Raw genomic sequence first — 16,035 nt, forward strand, 5'->3', positions numbered from 1 at the left:
GAAAAGCGTATGAACCACCGCCAAAGAGAGGCAGGTATGTTCGACAAATCGACGTGGATTCAGCTCCCGCGGAACGTCCTCGTGGGCCACGGGGTGGTGGACGAAATCGCCGGTGCCGTCGACGAACTCTATCTCACCGGTCGTCCGCTACTCGTTACGAGCCCCACGCCGAACGAAATCGCGGGCGACAGGGTTCGCGCGCAGTTCGACGACCCGGCCACCGTCACCATCTCGGAGGCGAGTTTCGACTCCGTCGAACGCGTCATAGAGGCCGGACGAGAGATGGACGCGGGCTTTCTCGTCGCCCTCGGCGGCGGCAAGGCCATCGACACCGCCAAGATGGCCTCCGACAGCCTCGACTGCGGGTTCATCTCCGTTCCGACGGCCGCCAGCCACGACGGCATCGTCTCCGGGCGGTCGTCCATCCCGGAGGGCGACACCCGTCACTCCGTCGCCGCCGACCCGCCGCTTGCAGTCGTCGCGGACACGGCGATTCTCGCCGAGGCGCCGTGGGAACTCACCACCGCCGGGTGCGCGGACATCATCTCGAACTACACCGCGGTGAAAGACTGGCAACTCGCTCACCGCCTGAAGAACGTCGAGTACTCCGAGTACTCGGGCGCGCTCTCGCAGATGACGGCCGAGATGCTCGTCGGCAACTCCGACTCTATCAAGAAGGGTCTCGAAGAGTCGGCGTGGGTGGTCGTGAAAGCGCTCGTCTCCTCGGGCGTCGCCATGTCCATCTCCGGTTCCTCGCGCCCCGCCTCCGGCGCGGAACATCTCTTCTCGCACCAACTCGACCGACTCGTCCCGGGACGCGCCCTGCACGGTCACCAGGTCGGCGTCGGGTCCATCGTGACCGAGTACCTCCACAGCGGTGAACAGGGCGAGTGGCGCGACATCCGCGACGCTCTCGATACGATGGACGCGCCCACCACCGCCGCGGGCCTCGGTATCGAAGACGAGACGGTCATCGAGGCGCTGACCACCGCACACACCATCCGCGACCGGTACACCATCCTCGGCGACGGCGTCAGCGAGGACGCCGCGATAGAAGCCGCGACGTTTACCGGCGTTATCTAGAACTCCCACCTTTTTCGAGGGGGTCCTCGCGCGCCTCCGGCGCGCTCGAACCCCCTCCAAAAACCTGGAGGGAAAAAGGCCGCGACTCGCTCGCTGACGCTCGCTCGCCGCGGTACAGTGGGGGACTGCTTCCCGCCGCCACTCCGCAACCGCCACCGCACCGCCACAGCACCGCTACCGCACCGAACGGAATCGCGCCCCGAAACCCCGACCCAAACCCGAAGACGCAAGACGACTCCTTCCTAATCCGAACCAATGGCTACCGCGAGCGCCGACAACCCGATAAAGGAACACCCCGCGGCGGTGACTGCGGTACTCTCCGTCGTGGGCTACGCCCTCGTCGTCGGCACCTTCCTCGGGTACGTCCCCGGAACCGTCTTCCCCGACCTGTCTCTGGCCGAGGTGAACCTCCTCTCGGACGCTATCGCCGCGGTGAACGCGCTGAACGTCCTCGTCATCGCCGCCGGATGGCGGTGGATTCGGCGCGACGACGTGAAGAAACACGCCGCCGCGATGGTCGGGTCGTTCGCCCTCATCCTCGTTTTCCTCGTGATGTACCTCACGAAAATCGGCGGCGGCGGGACGAAGGAGTTCGTCGGCCCGGCGTTCGTCTACTACCCGTACCTCGCGATGCTCGCGATACACATCGTCCTCTCCATCGTCGCGGTGCCCGTCGTCCTCTACGCACTCGTCCTCGGACTCACGCACTCGCCCGACGAACTGCGCCGCGACACTCCGCACCGCCGCGTGGGACGCATCGCCGCCGGGTCGTGGCTTCTCTCGCTCTCTCTCGGCGTCGTCACCTACCTGCTTTTGAACCACCTCTTCGGGTGGGAGTACGTCGCGTCCGCGGCGGCGGCCGCGGGTTCGATTCCGCTCTGACCGCGCGCGACGACTCCGTTCGACGACCGAATCCGACGCGGAAATGCTGAGGGTTTTTATCGGACGGACGCAAGCCGTGAGACATGCGAATCGCGTTCGTCTCGATGTACACCGAGCAACGTCGCAGAGACGGTGCGACGAGACGGACGCGGCGGACGGCGGAACTCCTCGCCGCGGGCGGACACGACGTGACCGTCCTCTGTGCGCAGTGGTGGGACGGCGACGTGCCCGAGTTCGACCAGAACGACGTGACGTACGTCGCCGTCACCGAGACGCCCGCCGCGGGGTCGTTCGCCTCGAAACTCCCCTTCGCCCTCCGGCGCGCGAAGCCCGACGTTATCCACGCCGTCAACAGTCCGCCGTCGCACGTCACCGCGGCGAAGACGGCGGGGCGGTTCCTCCGGACGCCGGTGGTCGTCGACTGGTGGGCCGAACGCGAGGACGACTCGACGGGCGCGAGCAAGCGCGCCGCGCGCGCGGCGAAATACGTCGTCGCCCCCTCTCGGATGGTCAAGACGCACGTCCGCGAGTACGGCGTCGCAGAGGAGTCGGTCCGCGTCGTCCCCGAGTTCATCGACTTCGAACTCGTCCGCGAGAGCGAAGTCGACTCCCGCGCGGACATGGTGTACGCCCGGGACATCGACGACCACGCGAACGTCGAGTCGTTCTTTCTCGCACTCGCGGAACTCAGAGACAAAGACTGGCGCGCCGCAGTCGTCGGCGACGGCCCGGAACTCGACGCCGCAAAGCAGACGGCCGCCGAACTCCGCATCGACGACCGAGTCGAGTTCCTCGGCGACCTGCCGCCCGAGGAGTTCGTCCCGGTGATGAAAGGCGCGCGCGTGTTCGCACAGACCGCCGCCGTCGAACCGTTCGCCACGAACCTGCTTTGGGCACTCGCCTGCGGGTGCGTCGGCATCGTCGAGTATCAGGCTCGGTCCAGCGCGCACGAACTCGTCGAGAACTGTTCGCGCGGCGTCCGCGTCACGAGTCCGCAGGAACTCGCGCGCGAGATTTCCGTGGCCGCCCACGCCGACGACCTGACGGTCAACGAGGCGTTCGCGGAGTACGACCGCGCCGAGGTACTCGGGCGGTACGTCGACTGTTACACCGAGGCTATCGACGACTACGGATTCTTCTAACCCGCCTTTTTCGAGGGGGTGCTTCGCACCTCCCCGAAAAACCTGGAGGGAACAGATCGCGTCTCGCTCACTGACGCTCGCCCGCCGCGGTGCGGCAGAGGACCATACCGCCTCCGCACGGAGTCGCTCCCCTCTCGACGCGTCCGCGACGAGTCGAAAACCGAACTCTCGGACGCCGAAACGCCGCAGAAAGAGCGGAGTCGGTTACTCGTCTTCGAGGTCGTAGTCGCCGCCGTACTTCAGGAAGAAGAACGCGAGACCGAGCGTCGCGACCATCGCGAACGTCGTGGCGACACCGAGCGTCTTCGCGGAGTCGGGCACGGACGGGACGTTCGAGGGCGCGGGCGTCGAGATGGACTCGACGACGTCGATAGTGCCGAGCATGCCCGCGGACTCGTGAGGTTCACAGAGGTACTCGTAGGTGCCGAGAACCTCGAACGTGTAGCTGAACGAGAACCCCTCGTTCTCTATCGGTTCGTGGCCTCCCCAGTTCGCGTCCTCGGGTTGGCTCTGGGGGACGACGTTGTGATTGTCGGACCCCCAGACGAACTCGACGGTCGTCCCGGGGGTGATTTCCAGGGGTTCCTCGGTGCCGGGAGAGAACACGAGTTCCCCGTCCGGACCGACTTGGACGGTTTCGGTTCCGCCGCCACCGCCGCCACCGCTCTCGGACGTGCCGGTTCCGGTCCCTTCCCCGCCTCCGGCGGTGCCGGTTCCGGTGCTGGTTCCGGTCCCGTCGGCGGACTCCGTGCTCGTTCCTGTCTGCTGCGCCGCGGCGGTACCTGCCGCACCTGCGACGGCCGCCGCCCCGGTTGCGGTCCGAAGGAAGGCGCGACGGGACATCTCCGCGTTGCCGTCAGTCATAGTCGGGGCTTGGGAGTCGGCTGTAGTGAATACTTTGGTTTCTGGCTCGCAGAGAGCCGTGGACTCAGTACGCGTAGTCGTGGTCGCCCGTCTCGCTCTCTACGAACGCGGTCAGAAGGTCGATGGTCGCGTCCACGTCCTCGACGTGTGCGCTCTCGGTGACGGTGTGGAGATAGCGCGTCGGAACCGAGAGCGCGCCGACCGGTTTCGCGCCGTGGGTGTTCTGAAAGCCCGCCGTGTCGGTGCCGCCCGCGGGGAGAATCTCCGATTGGTGCGGGATGTCGGCCTCCTCGGCCACCGAACGGAGGCGGCGGTGGACCTTCGGAGTCGTGATGACGCTGCCGTCTTTCAGCTTTATCGCCGTCCCCTCGCCGAGTTCGGTGACGTGGTCGCCCGCCTCGAACCCCGGCACGTCGTTCGCGACGGTCACGTCGAGTGCGATAGCGAGGTTGGGGTCGATATCGACCCCGAGGGCCTTCGCCCCGCGGAGTCCGACCTCCTCTTGGACCGTCGCTGCGAAGTGGACGGTCACCTCGGGGTCCTCGATTCGCTCGGCCGCTTGGAGCATCGCGAACAGACAGACTCGGTCGTCGAGGGCCTTCCCCGTCACCACGTCGCCCATCTCTCTCGTCGTCTGGTCCATCGTCACCACGTCGCCGACGGTCACCGCCTCCTTCGCGTCGTCGCCGGAGAGGCCCACGTCCACGTGGACGTCCTCGACTTTCGGAGTCGCTTCCTTCTGTTCTTCGGAGAGGGTGTGCGGCGGCGGCGACCCGATGACGCCCGGCACGTCGCCGTCTTCGGTGTGGATGCGGACGCGTTGGGCCTTCAGGACGCGCGGGTCCCACCCGCCGAGGGCGTCGAGTTGGACGAACCCCTCGTCGGTGACGTGTCTCACCATGAACCCTATCTCGTCCATGTGGGCGGCGACGGCGACGGAGTAGTCGCCGTCGCCCGCTATCGTTCCGACGACGTTACCCATCGCGTCCGTGCGAATCTCGTCGACGCTCGACTCGAACTCCCGGCGTACCACCTCGCGGACCCTGTCTTCGTACCCGGGGACGCCGCTCGTCTCCGTCAGTTCCGCCAGAAGGTCGAAATCGAACTCGTAGTCGGCCATGCTCTCGCTTCCCGGCGGCGGCGCAAAAAGACTCGCGTCCCGGAAAACGGTAAACTAGTTTGCCGTGGTTCCGGAACGCTTTTGCGGCTCATGTGTCCATTGGGTGCCATGGCAGATGCCGAAGCGGAACTCCGCTCCCAGTTTCGAGACGCGTTCGAAGGCGCCGACTTCCCCGTGAAAAACCAGATGGACCTCGTCCCCGCCCTCCCGAACGGGCCGGGCACCCGGTTCGAGGCCAACGACGGCGAAGTCAGTTTCACCGCCATGGAGATGGCGGCGAAACTCGGCGACCACCAGAGCTTCCCGTACCAAGACGCAGACACCCTCGTCGACGACATCATCGAGGGTCTGAAGGCCGAGGGGATGCTGTAGCGCCCGAGTCGGAGTCGAATCGGCTCTCCCGACCGAAAGAGATTCAACCGAGACTCGCGAGCCGTCGATAATGACCACAGTGTTACTCGAACTACTCCCGGAACTCCTCGAACTACTGTTCTACGGCGCCGGTTCGGTCGGCCTGTCGGCAGTCGCGTTCTACGCGGAGTCGTTCGCCGTCGCGAGCGTCGAGAGCGGACAGCCGAAACTCGGCGCGTGGGCCGCCGTGATGGGCACGGTGGCGCTCTTTTTCGCGTATCTCTTGGCGACCGACAAGTTCCGCGCGAAACTGGGCGAGGTCAAAAACCAGTACCGCGGCTACTGACCGCGGCCCCGAACTCTCACGACCCGAAACGTTTCCTCGTCGGCCCGCGGACTCACCGCCGTGCACGACATCGAACGGTATCTGAACGTCAGAAGCGCCTACGGCGCGTCGTTCGGCCCCGAGGGAGAACGGCTCTCGTTTCTCATGGACACGACGGGCGTGCCGCAGGTCTGGACTATCGACGAACCGGGCTCGTGGCCCGAACAGCGGACGTTCTACGACGAACGCGTCACGTTCGCCTCGTGGTCGCCCGAGCGTCCGGAACTCGTCTTCGGGATGGACGAGGGCGGCAACGAGCGTCAGCAGTTGTTCCGCTACGACCCCGACACAGGCGAGGTGACGGCTCTCACCGGGATGCCGGACGCCAAACACCGCTGGGGCGGGTGGAGTCACGACGGCGAGCGAATCGCGTTCACCTCGAATCGCCGCGACGAATCGGTTTTCGACGTCTACGTGCAGGGCCGCGCGGAGACGGGCGCGGAGGCGGAACTCCTCCACGAGGGCGACGGCTGGCTCACCCTCGGCGGGTGGTCGCCCGACGACGAGAGACTCCTCGTCTCGGAGGCGTACTCGAACTTCGACCAAGACGTCTCCGTCCTCGATGTCGAGTCGGGCGAGGTGACGCATCTCACGCCCCACGAGGGGACGGTTCGGTTCCAGAGCGCGTCGTGGAGTCCCGACGGAGAGAGCGTCTACCTCGTCTCGGACCGACAAAGCGACACGCTCGACCTGTGGCGCGTCGACGTCGAGAGCGGCGAGTTCTCGCTCGTCGTCTCGGACGACGACTGGGAGATAGACGGCGTCGAAATCGACCACGACACCCGGCGCGTCGTCTACTCGCGGAACGTCGACGGCTACACCGAACTGACCGTCGGCGAACTGACTGCGCCCGACAGAATCGACCCGTTCGCCGAACCGGATATCCCGCGCGGCGTCGCGGGCGGCGTCTCGTTCGACCCCGACGGAGAGCGGTTCGCGCTGACGGTGACGACGAGTAGCGACACGACCAACGTCTACGTCGTGGACGCGAAATCCGGCGCGGCCGAACGGTGGACGCGCGCGGCGACGGCGGGTATCCCGCGCGACTCGTTCGTCGAACCGGAACTCGTCCACTATCCCACGTTCGACGGGCGGAAGATTCCGGCGTTTTTCTCCCTGCCGCAGACTGATACCGGGGAGGGCGAGACGCCCGTCATCGTGGACATCCACGGCGGCCCCGAGTCACAGCGTCGCCCCTCGTTCAACGCGGTGAAGCAGTACTTCCTCGCGCACGGGTACGCCGTCTTCGAACCGAACGTCCGCGGGTCTGCGGGGTACGGCAAGGCGTACGGCCACTTAGACGACGTCGAAAATTGGATGGACTCCGTCGCCGACGTCAAGGCGGCGGTGGAGTGGCTCTACGACCATCCCGCGGTAGACCCGGACAGACTCGTCGCCATGGGCGGGTCCTACGGCGGATTCATGGTTCTGGCCGCGATGACGGAGTACCCCGACCTGTGGGCCGCGGGCGTCGACATCGTCGGCATCGCGAACTTCGTCACGTTCCTCGAGAACACCGGTGAGTGGCGGCGGGAACTCCGAGAGGCCGAGTACGGGTCGCTCGCGGAGGACCGCGAGTTCCTCGAATCGATATCGCCGCTGAACAACGTCGAACGGATTCGCGCGCCGCTTTTCGTCCTGCACGGCGAGAACGACCCGCGCGTCCCCGTCTCGGAGGCGCACCAACTCGTCGCGGAGGCCGAAGACCACGTCCCGGTCCGAGAACTCGTCTTCGAAGACGAGGGCCACGGCTTCACGAAGTTGGAAAATCGCGTGGAAGCGTACTCGCAGATAGTCGAGTTCCTCGACGAACACGTCTGACTCGACGGCCGTCGATTCGCGTGCGGCCGCGAGAGCCAACCTCGGGCGGTCTCAGCCGTTCTAGTAGGGATATTTAAGGAGGAGTAGGAAGGAGACGTAGCAGAAATGGCCACTGGACCGAGCGACACCCGCGTGCTCGTCGTCACGAACGAGTGCGACGACCCCCACGGGGCGTCCGATATCGCGTCCGTGCTGGCAGACCGGCTCCCGGGGCAGACGGTGGTGAAATGCGAGGCGACGGCCGCGGAGTACCTCGCGGAGTTGGGCCCGACGGTGGACTGCGTCGTCTCTCTCAGTAGCGACATCTCGCCGATACTGGAAGTCGCAGAGATGGACGCGGCGATACCGCTCGTCGTCTACGGCGACGATATCGTCTCGACCGACGTCGATGCGGTGATTCCCCGGACGGCCAGCGTCGACGACGTGGTCGCTCGGGTCGAAACCGAGGTATCGGAGAGCAGAGAGACGAACCGACTCGAAGAGGTAAACGCCAAGCTGACGGCGCTGTCGCGCTACGCAAAGGAGATAACCGGCTGTGAGACGGTTCAAGACGTCTGCAGTCGGACCATCGACGCGACGGTAGACGCGTTGGATTTCGACTACTCCATCCTCGCTCTCGTCGACGGCGACCAGATAGTTCCGTACGGGGCGACGATTCCGCCCGAGGAGCAACGCCCAATCGGTATCTCCGACGGTATCGCGGGTCGGACGCTCGAGATGGGGGAGTCACAGGTCGTCGACGACATGCAGTCCGACCCGGACGCGACGTTCAAACACCGCGGTTACCGCGCCGTGATGAGCGTGCCCATCAGTGACCGCGGGGTGTTGCAGGTGGTCTCAGAAGAGGAGGCCGGTGCGTACGACGACCGAGACGTCGAGTTCCTCGAAACCCTCGCGGGGTACACGAACGAGGCTCTCGCCCGCCTCGAACGAGAGACGGCGCTCAGAACCGAACGGGACCGGTTTCACGCGCTCTTCGACGGCCTCTCGGCGCCGACCGCCTACGTCGAATCCGACGCGCCCGGCGACTACCGCGTCCGCGAGATAAACGCCGCCTACGAGCGGACGTTCCCGAACGGTTCGGACGCGGTGGGCGCGTCGGTGTCGGAGGCGCTTCCGACGGAGAGAGAGCGCCGACTCGTCGAAGACCAGTTGCGCGGCGAGACGCCGGTCCGAGAGAGCGTCGAGCGGACGGTCCGAACCGGCGAAGCGGAGACGCTCTCGGTGACGCTCGTCCCCGTCCAACACGTCGGCCCCTCCGCGTCCGGGTTCCTCGTCTACCGCGGGCCCGAGGCACCCCTCGACGAATCGGCGACCGGATAATCCTCCTGAACGTCCGTTAGAGTCAAACGGAGCGCCGACGAAACGTAGCCCATGAGCGCTGACGCAGAACGCGGCCACCAACAGCGAACCATCCGTTGTCTCATCGCGAAGGTCGGTCTGGACGGGCACGACCGGGGAGCGCACGTCATCTCCCGCGCCTTCAGAGACGCCGGATTCGAAGTCGTCTACTCGGGACTTCACCGGTCGCCCGACGAAATCGTTCAGGCGGCGGTCCAAGAGGACGTCGACGTTCTCGGCCTCTCTATCCTCTCGGGCGCGCACAACACGCTCGTCCCGAAGGTGATAGAGGGTCTCGAAGAGTACGGCGCGTTCGAGGATACGCTCATCCTCGTCGGCGGTATCATCCCCGACGAGGACCGTCCGAAACTGAAGGAGTTGGGCGTGGCGGCGGTGTTCGGCCCCGGCACCTCGATGAAAGAGACGATCGAGTTCGTGCGCGAGAACGCTCCCCGACGCGACTGATGAACCGAACCGACGACGGGCGCGAGGCGGGCGCAGACTCCGACCTCGTGGACGAACTCCTCGCGGGGAGACACCGCGCACTCGCCAGAGTCATCACGAAGATAGAGAACCGCTCGCCGGGGTACAGAGCCCTCGTCTCGAATCTGCACGCTCACACCGGCGAGGCGGACGTCATCGGCGTCACGGGAAGTCCGGGTGCGGGGAAATCGACGCTCGTGGACAAACTCGCGAAGGCGTACCGAGACGCCGGACTGACCGTCGGCGTCATCGCGGTGGACCCCTCCTCGCCGTACTCGGGGGGTGCGGTCCTCGGCGATAGAATCCGCATGGCGTCGAACGTCGGCGACATGGACGTGTTCTTCCGGTCTATGAGCGCCAGAGGCCAACTCGGCGGCCTCTCGACTGCGACGGCGGACGCGGTGAAAGCCCTCGACGCCTTCGGGAAGGACAAGGTGATAATCGAGACGGTCGGCGCGGGGCAAAACGAGGTTGACGTCGTCCGCACCGCGGACACGGTGACCGTCCTCGTCCAACCGGGAAGCGGCGACGACGTGCAGATGCTGAAAGCCGGCATCCTCGAAATCGGCGACGTGTTCGTCGTCAACAAAGCCGACATGGAGGGGACGCCCCGAACCGTCGCCGAACTGGAAGAGATGATTCACCTCCGGGACAACCCCGGCGCGAGACTCGATACGGGCCACCACGGGGACGGCGCGTTCGCGGGCGACGGCGCGCCGACCGCACACGAGAGCGAAGACGACTCGGGGGCGGAGGCGGAGACGGACGAGTGGACGCCCGCCGTCGTCGAGACGGTGGCGACGACGGGCGACGGCGTCGCGGAACTGGTGGAGACGCTCGACTCTCACGCGGCGTTTCTCGACCGGACGGGACTGCGCGCGGAGAAGCGCCAGACGAGGTACGCAGACGAGATACGCCAACTCCTGCGCAGCGACGCGAACGCCCTCGTAGAGGAGGAACTCCGACGCCACGGCGGCGCGGAGGCGTTGGCCGAACGCGTCGCCGAAAGAGAGACCGACCCCTACGCCGTCGCGGAGAGCGTCCTCGAACCGCTTCGCGACTGCGTCGAGGCGCGACGCGAGGAGACGTAACCGACGCCGAACGTCGACTTCTCGGTACGGTTTAGCGTGACAATATAAGGACGTCGCACCCGTACGACCGTCCGTATGAAGTTCCGAAACGCAGTCGGCGCAGTCGCCGCCGGTGTCGGCATCGTCGCCGTCGCGAACCGCGTCCTGTCGCGTCGGACGCCTTCTCTCGAACCCGCCCTGTCGGGGACCCAACGGACGTTCCGGTGGCGCGGCATCGACGTCCACTACACGGAGGCGGGCGAGGAATCGGCGCCCGACTTGGTTCTCCTGCACGGGATCAACGCCGCCGGGTCGTCCGGCGAGTTCCGCGAAATCTTCGAGACGCTCTCGGAGGACTACCACGTCGTCGCCCCCGACCTGCCCGGGTTCGGGATGTCGGACCGGCCGCCGCTTCGGTACTCGGCGGCGCTCTACGAGGACTTCGCGGCCGACTTCCTCGCCGCCTTCGAGAACCCGGCGGTCATCGCGTCGTCGCTGACCTCGGCGTACGTCGCGGCGGTGGCCGACGACGCGAACATCTCGCACCTGACGCTCGTCTGTCCGACGGCCCGCGGCGGACCCGACCCGACCGAGACGGTCCGCGAACTCCTCCGCGTTCCGGTGGTCGGCGAGGCGGTGTTCAACCTCTTGGGGTCGAAACCGTCGATTCGGTACTTCAACGCCGACCACGGCTACTACGACCCGGCGAAGGCGAGCGAAGAGTGGACCGAGTACGAGTGGCGAACCGCCCACCAACCGAACGCGCGGTTCGCCCCGGCGTCGTTCGTGAGCGGCTATCTCAACTCCGACGTGGACCTGAGCGAGACGCTCTCGGCGCTGGACGTACCGACGACGCTCGTTTGGGGTCGAGAGGCCGACATCACGCCGCTTCGAGACGGGCGCGTCCTCGCGAACGAGGCGGACGCGAAACTCGTGGTCTTCGACGACACGAAACTCCTCCCGCACGTCGAGTTTCCCGCGCAGTTCGTCCGCACCGTCCGCGAGGACCTGACGGTCCCCGTCTGAGCCTCGGACCGTCTCAGGCCGGACGGAACACGACTATCGATTCGCCCGTGTTCGGGTTCGGTTCGGTGTCGACCCGCACACTCCGACCGACCGTCGGTTCGGGTCTCTCGTCTCCGAGTCCGCCGAAGACGCCGGTCAGTCGGACCGGGCCGAACGACGCGACGGCCGTGACGTACGGCGTCTCGCCCGCAAATTCCGGCCCGGCGACGTGAACCTCCGTGTACGTCTCTACGACGCCGTCCTCCGAGAGCGGTTCTTCCGTCAGGTCTCTCGCGCCGCAGTGCGGACACGTCCGTCGCGGCGGGAGCGACCCGTGACCCTCCGGACAGGCGAGGTAGTACCCGTCGTCGCCGAGGGCGGAGAGCCACTCGTCGAACCCCGAGTCGGTCATCCGCGCACCTCCAACACGTGGACGACTGCGCTGGCAACCGTCCCGCCCGCGTTGTGGGTGACGCCGACGCGCGCGTCCGAGACGGCGTCGCTGTTGGGGTGGTCCCCGCGGAGGAGTCGCACCATCTCCGCCACCTGCGCGCCGCCCGTCGCCCCGACGGGGTGGCCCTTCGCCTTCAGGCCGCCGGAGAGGTTCACCGGGAGGCGGCCCTCGCGGGTCGTCTCCCCGCGCCGCGCCGCGCCGACTGCCTCGCCCTCGTCGTACAGGCCGAGACTCTCTAAGGCGAGCACTTCCGCGATGGTGAAACAGTCGTGGACTTCGGCCACGTCCACGTCCGCGGGCGTCCGCCCGGCGTCGTCGTACGCCTCCCGGGCGGCTTTCTCCGCGGCCGGTGTCCGGTTCAGATGCGTCCGGTCCTGAAGCGCGAGGTTGTCGCCGCCCTGTCCGGTTCCCGTCACGGCGACGGGCGCGTCCAGTCCGTGCTCGTCGGCGTACTCGCCGCTGACGAGGACGAGAGCGCTCGCGCCGTCGGTGATGGGACACGAGTCCATCAAATGAAGCGGGTCCGCGACGGGCGGACTGTCGAGGACGTCGGCGACGCTCACTTCGCGGCGGTACTGCGCGTACTCGTTTTCGAGGGCGTTCGCGTGGTTCTTGACGGCGACGTGGGCCAAATCCTCGCGCGCGCCGCCGAACTCCTCGAAGTACGCGCGGGCCATGAGGGCGTACGCGCCGGGGAACGTCATCCCCGCGCGCACCTCGAACAGTTCGTCCGCCGCGATGGCCAACGACTCGGTGACGGCGGCCGTATCGAGGTTGGTCATCCGCTCCATCCCCCCGGCGAGGAGGACGTCGTGTTCGCCCGAGCGGATTCCCCGCACCGCCTCGCGGACGGCGATACCCGAGGAGGCGCAGGCGGACTCGTGGCGCGTGGCGGGCGCGTCCAACCCGGCGGCTTCCGCGGCGAGAGGGCCTTGGTGACCCTGTCGCTCCGAGAGCGCACCCATGAAGTTCCCGTAGTGGACCGCCTCGAAGTCGTCGCGCGAAACACCGGCCTCGTCGCGGGCGGCGAGAGCGGCCTCCGCAAACAGGTCGCGGCCCGTTCGCTCTGGATGCCGACCGAACGGCGTGAGGCCGACGCCCGCGATTCGAACGTCAGTCATGCGAAAAACTACGCCATAAATGATGTAAGAGTCTGCCGGTCACGGCGAACTGACACCCCGGCGCGTCTCGCGGAACACCGTAACGGGTATTGGTCTCTCCGAGGGACGGAGATGCATGACAACCTGGATCGCGGAGACGTTCACGAGCGACGCCGGATGGAACCACCTCCGTTCTCTCGTCGATATCGGCGACCGGATGGCGGGTCACCCCGGCGAGAGAGAGGCGATGGAACTGACCCGAGACGCCCTCTCTGCGGTCGGCGCGCGAGACGCACGCATCGACGAGTTCGAGATTCAGGGCTGGTCTCGCGGCGACAGCGTCGTCCGCGCGGGCGAGACAGACCAAGAGTGCATCGCCCTCCCGCGGAGTCCCGCCGCCGACGCCTCCGGCGAGTTGGTGGACCTTGGGTACGGCCTCCCGGAGGACTTCGAGGCCGACCTCTCGGGCAAGGTGGTGATGGTCTCGTCTACGGTTCCGGACCACTACGAGCGGTTCATCCACCGACGCGAGAAGTACTACCACGCCGTCGAGGCGGGCGCGGCGGCGTTCGTCTTCCGAAACCACGTGGAGGGCTGTCTCCCCCCGACGGGGAGTGTCGGCACCGAGGCGTCGCCCATCGGCGACGTGCCCGCCGTCGGCGTCAGCAAGGAAGTCGGCGCGCGCCTCGCCCGCCGGTTCGAAGGCGAGGAGGTCACAGTCTCCGTGGACTGCGAGGCGTCCCCCGCAGAGAGCGGGAACGTCCACGCGGAACTCGGCCCCGACACCGACGAGGAGGTTCTCGTCACGAGTCACCTCGACGCCCACGACATCGCGGAGGGCGCGTTAGACAACGGCGCGGGGACGGCGATGGTCGTCGAGGTGGCGCGCGCACTCGCCGCCCGCGAGGACGAACTCGACACGCGCGTGCGGTTCGTCTGCTTCGGTGCCGAGGAGGTGGGTCTCGTGGGGTCGGCACACGAGGCAGACCGGATGGGCGACGACCGACAGCGGATCAAAGCGATACTGAACAACGACGGCGTCGTCGACGGCCGGACGCTCTCGTTTTACACCCACGGCTTCGACGCCTTGGACGACGCCGTCGAGGCGGTGTCCGACCGGTTCGACCACCCGATGTCGACGGTTCCAGAACAGATGCCCCACAGCGACCACTGGCCCTTCGTCCAACACGGCGTCCCGGGCTACATGGCCGCGAGTGAGTCGGAGGGCCGCGGGCGCGGGTGGGGCCACACGTTCGCGGACACCATCGACAAACTCGAACCGCGGACGCTCCGCGAACAGGCTATCCTCCTGACCGAACTGACGGTCGAACTCGCCGCCGAGGAAACCGAGGTACCGCACAGACCTCCCGAAGACATCGCCGCCGCCCTCGAAGCCGAGGACCACGCCGAGGGGATGAAGATAACCGGCGACTGGCCGTACTGAGTCGCCCCCGTCGAACCGCCGACTCTTTTACCGCGCCGCGGCGTATCCGCTGACGATGTCTCGCAGATGCGAGCGGGGGCGTTCGTCGTCGACGGGGGACCGAGCGTGAGCGACGACACCGCACCGACAGTCGTCGTCCGCGGCGGGTCGAAAGCGGACGCCGTCGCAGACGCCGTCGCCGACGCGGGCGGCGTCGTCGCGGCGCGCGCCTCCGCCGACAACGCCGACAGCGCCGACGCCGTCTTCGCCGTCGGGGAGGCGGCGCTTCTCTCCGCTCTCGACGGCGAATCGACCGTCCCAGTCTTGCCTATCGACGCCGGATACGGTCGGTACTCTCTCAGCGGAGCGGACGTCGGCCGGGCCGTAGAGGCCCTCAGCGCGGGCGAGGCGCGGACGGTTCGACACTCGGCCGTGGCCGTCCGCGTCGGCGACGCGACGGTCGGACGGGCGGTGACGGACGTGACGCTCATGACGAGCGAACCCGCTCGGATATCGGAGTACTCGGTCGGAGACGGCGTCGACGAGATAGATACGTTCCGCGCCGACGGCGTCGTCGCCGCGACACCGCTCGGGAGCGCCGGATACGCGCGCGCCGCCGGTGGCCCCGTCCTCGCGCCGCGAACCGGACTCTCCGTCGTTCCCATCGCTCCCTACGCGACGGACGTGGACTCGTGGGTGTTCGAACCGCCGGTTTCGCTCTCGGTCCGACGCGACGACGCGCCGGTTTCGCTCGTCCTCGACGGCGACGCCGTTCGCCGGGTTCCGCCGAACGTCCCGGTCGAACTCGACTTCGGGGCGTCGCTCTCTTTGCTTCGGATGTCGGTCTGACAGCCCGGACGCATCTTCGGGCGTCGCTTTTCGCGTCTCTGTCGAGTAGTCGCGGAGTCGAACGGCGTCGCTTTCGAGAACAGTCCGCTAGCGGGGTGAGCCGACGAGTCCCGCCCATGGTGGGCCGGGGTCGCCGTTCAGACGAGGAGGCCCCAGTAGTCGGCGACGAAGACGAAGAGCGCCTGGAACGCGGCGTACAGAAGCAGGAGGGCCGACGCGCCGAGCGCGGCTTTCGGCCGCTCCAGTTTCTCGCCGGTGCGGGCCTCGACGCGGCGGGACTCGTACTCGAAGAAGTCCGTGACCAACAGGCCGAGAGCGAGGACGGACATCACCATCCCCCCGTGCGGTTCGACGAGCAAGAGCGCGAACGACGCGAGGACGAGCAACACGGTGGTCACGGTGTGCGGCAAGAACCGCGAGAGTTCCTCGTCGTCGTCGCCGTCTTCCGCTTGGTCGACGTGCCGTCGGTGCGCGAGAATCCGCGTCAGCATGTTGAGGAGGACGAGCCCCAAGATGACGTAGGTGATGACCGGCTCCAGCACCTCCAGTGCGTCGAGCGGGACAGCGAACTGTAGCGGTTGCATACTCCATTCTCGGTAGACGAGTCATTAGAGTTTTTCCAATCACACCCGAACGCGGACGCGCCGAACGCGGTTCGGCGG

Annotated in this window: 17 protein-coding genes; 12 read left to right on the forward strand and 5 right to left on the reverse strand. The window is 67.0% G+C overall.

Features of this window, described 5'->3' with window-relative positions; translation table 11 throughout:
- The first annotated feature begins 36 nt into the window (after nt 1–36).
- The 3 genes from BM167_RS03780 to BM167_RS03790 all read left to right on the forward strand — a co-directional run bounded on the left by BM167_RS03780 (nt 37) and on the right by BM167_RS03790 (nt 3,107).
- Complete coding sequence (locus BM167_RS03780) at nt 37–1,083, forward strand: NAD(P)-dependent glycerol-1-phosphate dehydrogenase (protein WP_092888938.1); 1,047 nt, start codon at nt 37–39, stop codon at nt 1,081–1,083.
- 255 nt (nt 1,084–1,338) lie between these two features.
- Complete coding sequence (locus tag BM167_RS03785) at nt 1,339–1,965, forward strand: DUF420 domain-containing protein (protein ID WP_092888940.1); 627 nt, start codon at nt 1,339–1,341, stop codon at nt 1,963–1,965.
- Between the two features lie 83 nt (nt 1,966–2,048).
- Nucleotides 2,049–3,107 (forward strand): glycosyltransferase, encoded by a 1,059-nt coding sequence (locus BM167_RS03790; RefSeq protein ID WP_092888943.1) that lies wholly within the window; start codon nt 2,049–2,051, stop codon nt 3,105–3,107.
- 204 nt (nt 3,108–3,311) lie between these two features.
- Here BM167_RS03790 and BM167_RS03795 read toward each other — a convergent pair whose 3' ends face one another.
- Together BM167_RS03795 and BM167_RS03800 are read right to left on the reverse strand one after the other, a co-directional pair.
- Nucleotides 3,312–3,971: a plastocyanin/azurin family copper-binding protein gene (locus BM167_RS03795; RefSeq protein ID WP_092888946.1), complete on the reverse strand. Its 660-nt coding sequence runs from the start codon at nt 3,969–3,971 to the stop codon at nt 3,312–3,314.
- 64 nt (nt 3,972–4,035) lie between these two features.
- Complete coding sequence (locus tag BM167_RS03800; RefSeq protein WP_092888949.1) at nt 4,036–5,091, reverse strand: M42 family metallopeptidase; 1,056 nt, start codon at nt 5,089–5,091, stop codon at nt 4,036–4,038.
- Nucleotides 5,092–5,199: 108 nt separating this feature from the next.
- Here BM167_RS03800 and BM167_RS03805 point away from each other — a divergent pair, with 108 nt between their 5' ends.
- The 7 genes from BM167_RS03805 (at nt 5,200) to BM167_RS03835 (ending at nt 11,568) form a co-directional block, all read left to right on the forward strand.
- Entirely contained in the window at nt 5,200–5,463 is a 264-nt protein-coding gene (locus tag BM167_RS03805) for an MTH865 family protein (protein WP_092888952.1), read from the forward strand.
- Nucleotides 5,464–5,533: 70 nt separating this feature from the next.
- Nucleotides 5,534–5,788, forward strand: coding sequence for a DUF8151 family protein (locus BM167_RS03810; protein WP_092888955.1), 255 nt, complete (start codon nt 5,534–5,536; stop codon nt 5,786–5,788).
- A 60-nt stretch (nt 5,789–5,848) separates the two neighbouring features.
- On the forward strand, nt 5,849–7,648 hold the full coding sequence (locus BM167_RS03815; RefSeq protein ID WP_092888958.1) for a S9 family peptidase: 1,800 nt from the start codon (nt 5,849–5,851) through the stop codon (nt 7,646–7,648).
- Nucleotides 7,649–7,753: 105 nt separating this feature from the next.
- Entirely contained in the window at nt 7,754–8,971 is a 1,218-nt protein-coding gene (locus tag BM167_RS03820; RefSeq protein WP_092888961.1) for a GAF domain-containing protein, read from the forward strand.
- A 51-nt stretch (nt 8,972–9,022) separates the two neighbouring features.
- Nucleotides 9,023–9,454 carry a cobalamin B12-binding domain-containing protein gene (locus BM167_RS03825; RefSeq protein WP_092888964.1) on the forward strand — a complete coding sequence of 144 codons (432 nt, stop codon included), beginning with the start codon at nt 9,023–9,025 and terminating at the stop codon, nt 9,452–9,454.
- On the forward strand, nt 9,454–10,563 hold the full coding sequence (meaB, locus tag BM167_RS03830; RefSeq protein ID WP_092888967.1) for a methylmalonyl Co-A mutase-associated GTPase MeaB: 1,110 nt from the start codon (nt 9,454–9,456) through the stop codon (nt 10,561–10,563). Before BM167_RS03825 ends, meaB begins: the two co-directional genes overlap by 1 nt.
- 75 nt (nt 10,564–10,638) lie before the next feature.
- Nucleotides 10,639–11,568 (forward strand): alpha/beta fold hydrolase, encoded by a 930-nt coding sequence (locus tag BM167_RS03835; protein WP_092888970.1) that lies wholly within the window; start codon nt 10,639–10,641, stop codon nt 11,566–11,568.
- Nucleotides 11,569–11,581: 13 nt separating this feature from the next.
- On the opposite strand, the gene BM167_RS03840 is transcribed toward BM167_RS03835, so the two are convergent.
- Together BM167_RS03840 and BM167_RS03845 are read right to left on the reverse strand one after the other, a co-directional pair.
- Nucleotides 11,582–11,959 carry a Zn-ribbon domain-containing OB-fold protein gene (locus BM167_RS03840; RefSeq protein ID WP_092888973.1) on the reverse strand — a complete coding sequence of 126 codons (378 nt, stop codon included), beginning with the start codon at nt 11,957–11,959 and terminating at the stop codon, nt 11,582–11,584.
- Nucleotides 11,956–13,122: a thiolase domain-containing protein gene (locus BM167_RS03845; protein WP_092888976.1), complete on the reverse strand. Its 1,167-nt coding sequence runs from the start codon at nt 13,120–13,122 to the stop codon at nt 11,956–11,958. Before BM167_RS03845 ends, BM167_RS03840 begins: the two co-directional genes overlap by 4 nt.
- 115 nt (nt 13,123–13,237) lie before the next feature.
- On the opposite strand from BM167_RS03845, the gene BM167_RS03850 reads away from it, so the two are divergent.
- Nucleotides 13,238–14,545, forward strand: a complete 1,308-nt coding sequence (locus BM167_RS03850) for a M28 family peptidase (RefSeq protein WP_092888979.1) — start codon at nt 13,238–13,240, stop codon at nt 14,543–14,545.
- Between the two features lie 105 nt (nt 14,546–14,650).
- Entirely contained in the window at nt 14,651–15,373 is a 723-nt protein-coding gene (locus BM167_RS03855; protein ID WP_245781299.1) for an NAD(+)/NADH kinase, read from the forward strand.
- Nucleotides 15,374–15,510: 137 nt separating this feature from the next.
- Here the strand turns inward: BM167_RS03855 and BM167_RS03860 are convergent, their stop codons facing one another.
- Nucleotides 15,511–15,957 (reverse strand): DUF7313 family protein, encoded by a 447-nt coding sequence (locus tag BM167_RS03860; RefSeq protein ID WP_092888985.1) that lies wholly within the window; start codon nt 15,955–15,957, stop codon nt 15,511–15,513.
- Between the last annotated feature and the right edge of the window lie 78 nt (nt 15,958–16,035).

The organism is Halopelagius inordinatus, assembly GCF_900113245.1.
Classification (GTDB): Archaea; Halobacteriota; Halobacteria; order Halobacteriales; family Haloferacaceae; genus Halopelagius; species Halopelagius inordinatus.

What these genes read in the sequence shown, in the direction of transcription:
- BM167_RS03780 (WP_092888938.1), top strand. Translation starts at nt 37, where the DNA reads ATGTTCGACAAATCGACGTGGATTCAGCTCCCGCGGAACGTCCTCGTG.
- BM167_RS03785 (WP_092888940.1), top strand. Translation starts at nt 1,339, where the DNA reads ATGGCTACCGCGAGCGCCGACAACCCGATAAAGGAACACCCCGCGGCG.
- BM167_RS03790 (WP_092888943.1), top strand. Translation starts at nt 2,049, where the DNA reads ATGCGAATCGCGTTCGTCTCGATGTACACCGAGCAACGTCGCAGAGAC.
- BM167_RS03795 (WP_092888946.1), bottom strand. Translation starts at nt 3,971, where the DNA reads ATGACTGACGGCAACGCGGAGATGTCCCGTCGCGCCTTCCTTCGGACC.
- BM167_RS03800 (WP_092888949.1), bottom strand. Translation starts at nt 5,091, where the DNA reads ATGGCCGACTACGAGTTCGATTTCGACCTTCTGGCGGAACTGACGGAG.
- BM167_RS03805 (WP_092888952.1), top strand. Translation starts at nt 5,200, where the DNA reads ATGGCAGATGCCGAAGCGGAACTCCGCTCCCAGTTTCGAGACGCGTTC.
- BM167_RS03810 (WP_092888955.1), top strand. Translation starts at nt 5,534, where the DNA reads ATGACCACAGTGTTACTCGAACTACTCCCGGAACTCCTCGAACTACTG.
- BM167_RS03820 (WP_092888961.1), top strand. Translation starts at nt 7,754, where the DNA reads ATGGCCACTGGACCGAGCGACACCCGCGTGCTCGTCGTCACGAACGAG.
- BM167_RS03825 (WP_092888964.1), top strand. Translation starts at nt 9,023, where the DNA reads ATGAGCGCTGACGCAGAACGCGGCCACCAACAGCGAACCATCCGTTGT.
- meaB (WP_092888967.1), top strand. Translation starts at nt 9,454, where the DNA reads ATGAACCGAACCGACGACGGGCGCGAGGCGGGCGCAGACTCCGACCTC.
- BM167_RS03835 (WP_092888970.1), top strand. Translation starts at nt 10,639, where the DNA reads ATGAAGTTCCGAAACGCAGTCGGCGCAGTCGCCGCCGGTGTCGGCATC.
- BM167_RS03840 (WP_092888973.1), bottom strand. Translation starts at nt 11,959, where the DNA reads ATGACCGACTCGGGGTTCGACGAGTGGCTCTCCGCCCTCGGCGACGAC.
- BM167_RS03845 (WP_092888976.1), bottom strand. Translation starts at nt 13,122, where the DNA reads ATGACTGACGTTCGAATCGCGGGCGTCGGCCTCACGCCGTTCGGTCGG.
- BM167_RS03850 (WP_092888979.1), top strand. Translation starts at nt 13,238, where the DNA reads ATGACAACCTGGATCGCGGAGACGTTCACGAGCGACGCCGGATGGAAC.
- BM167_RS03860 (WP_092888985.1), bottom strand. Translation starts at nt 15,957, where the DNA reads ATGCAACCGCTACAGTTCGCTGTCCCGCTCGACGCACTGGAGGTGCTG.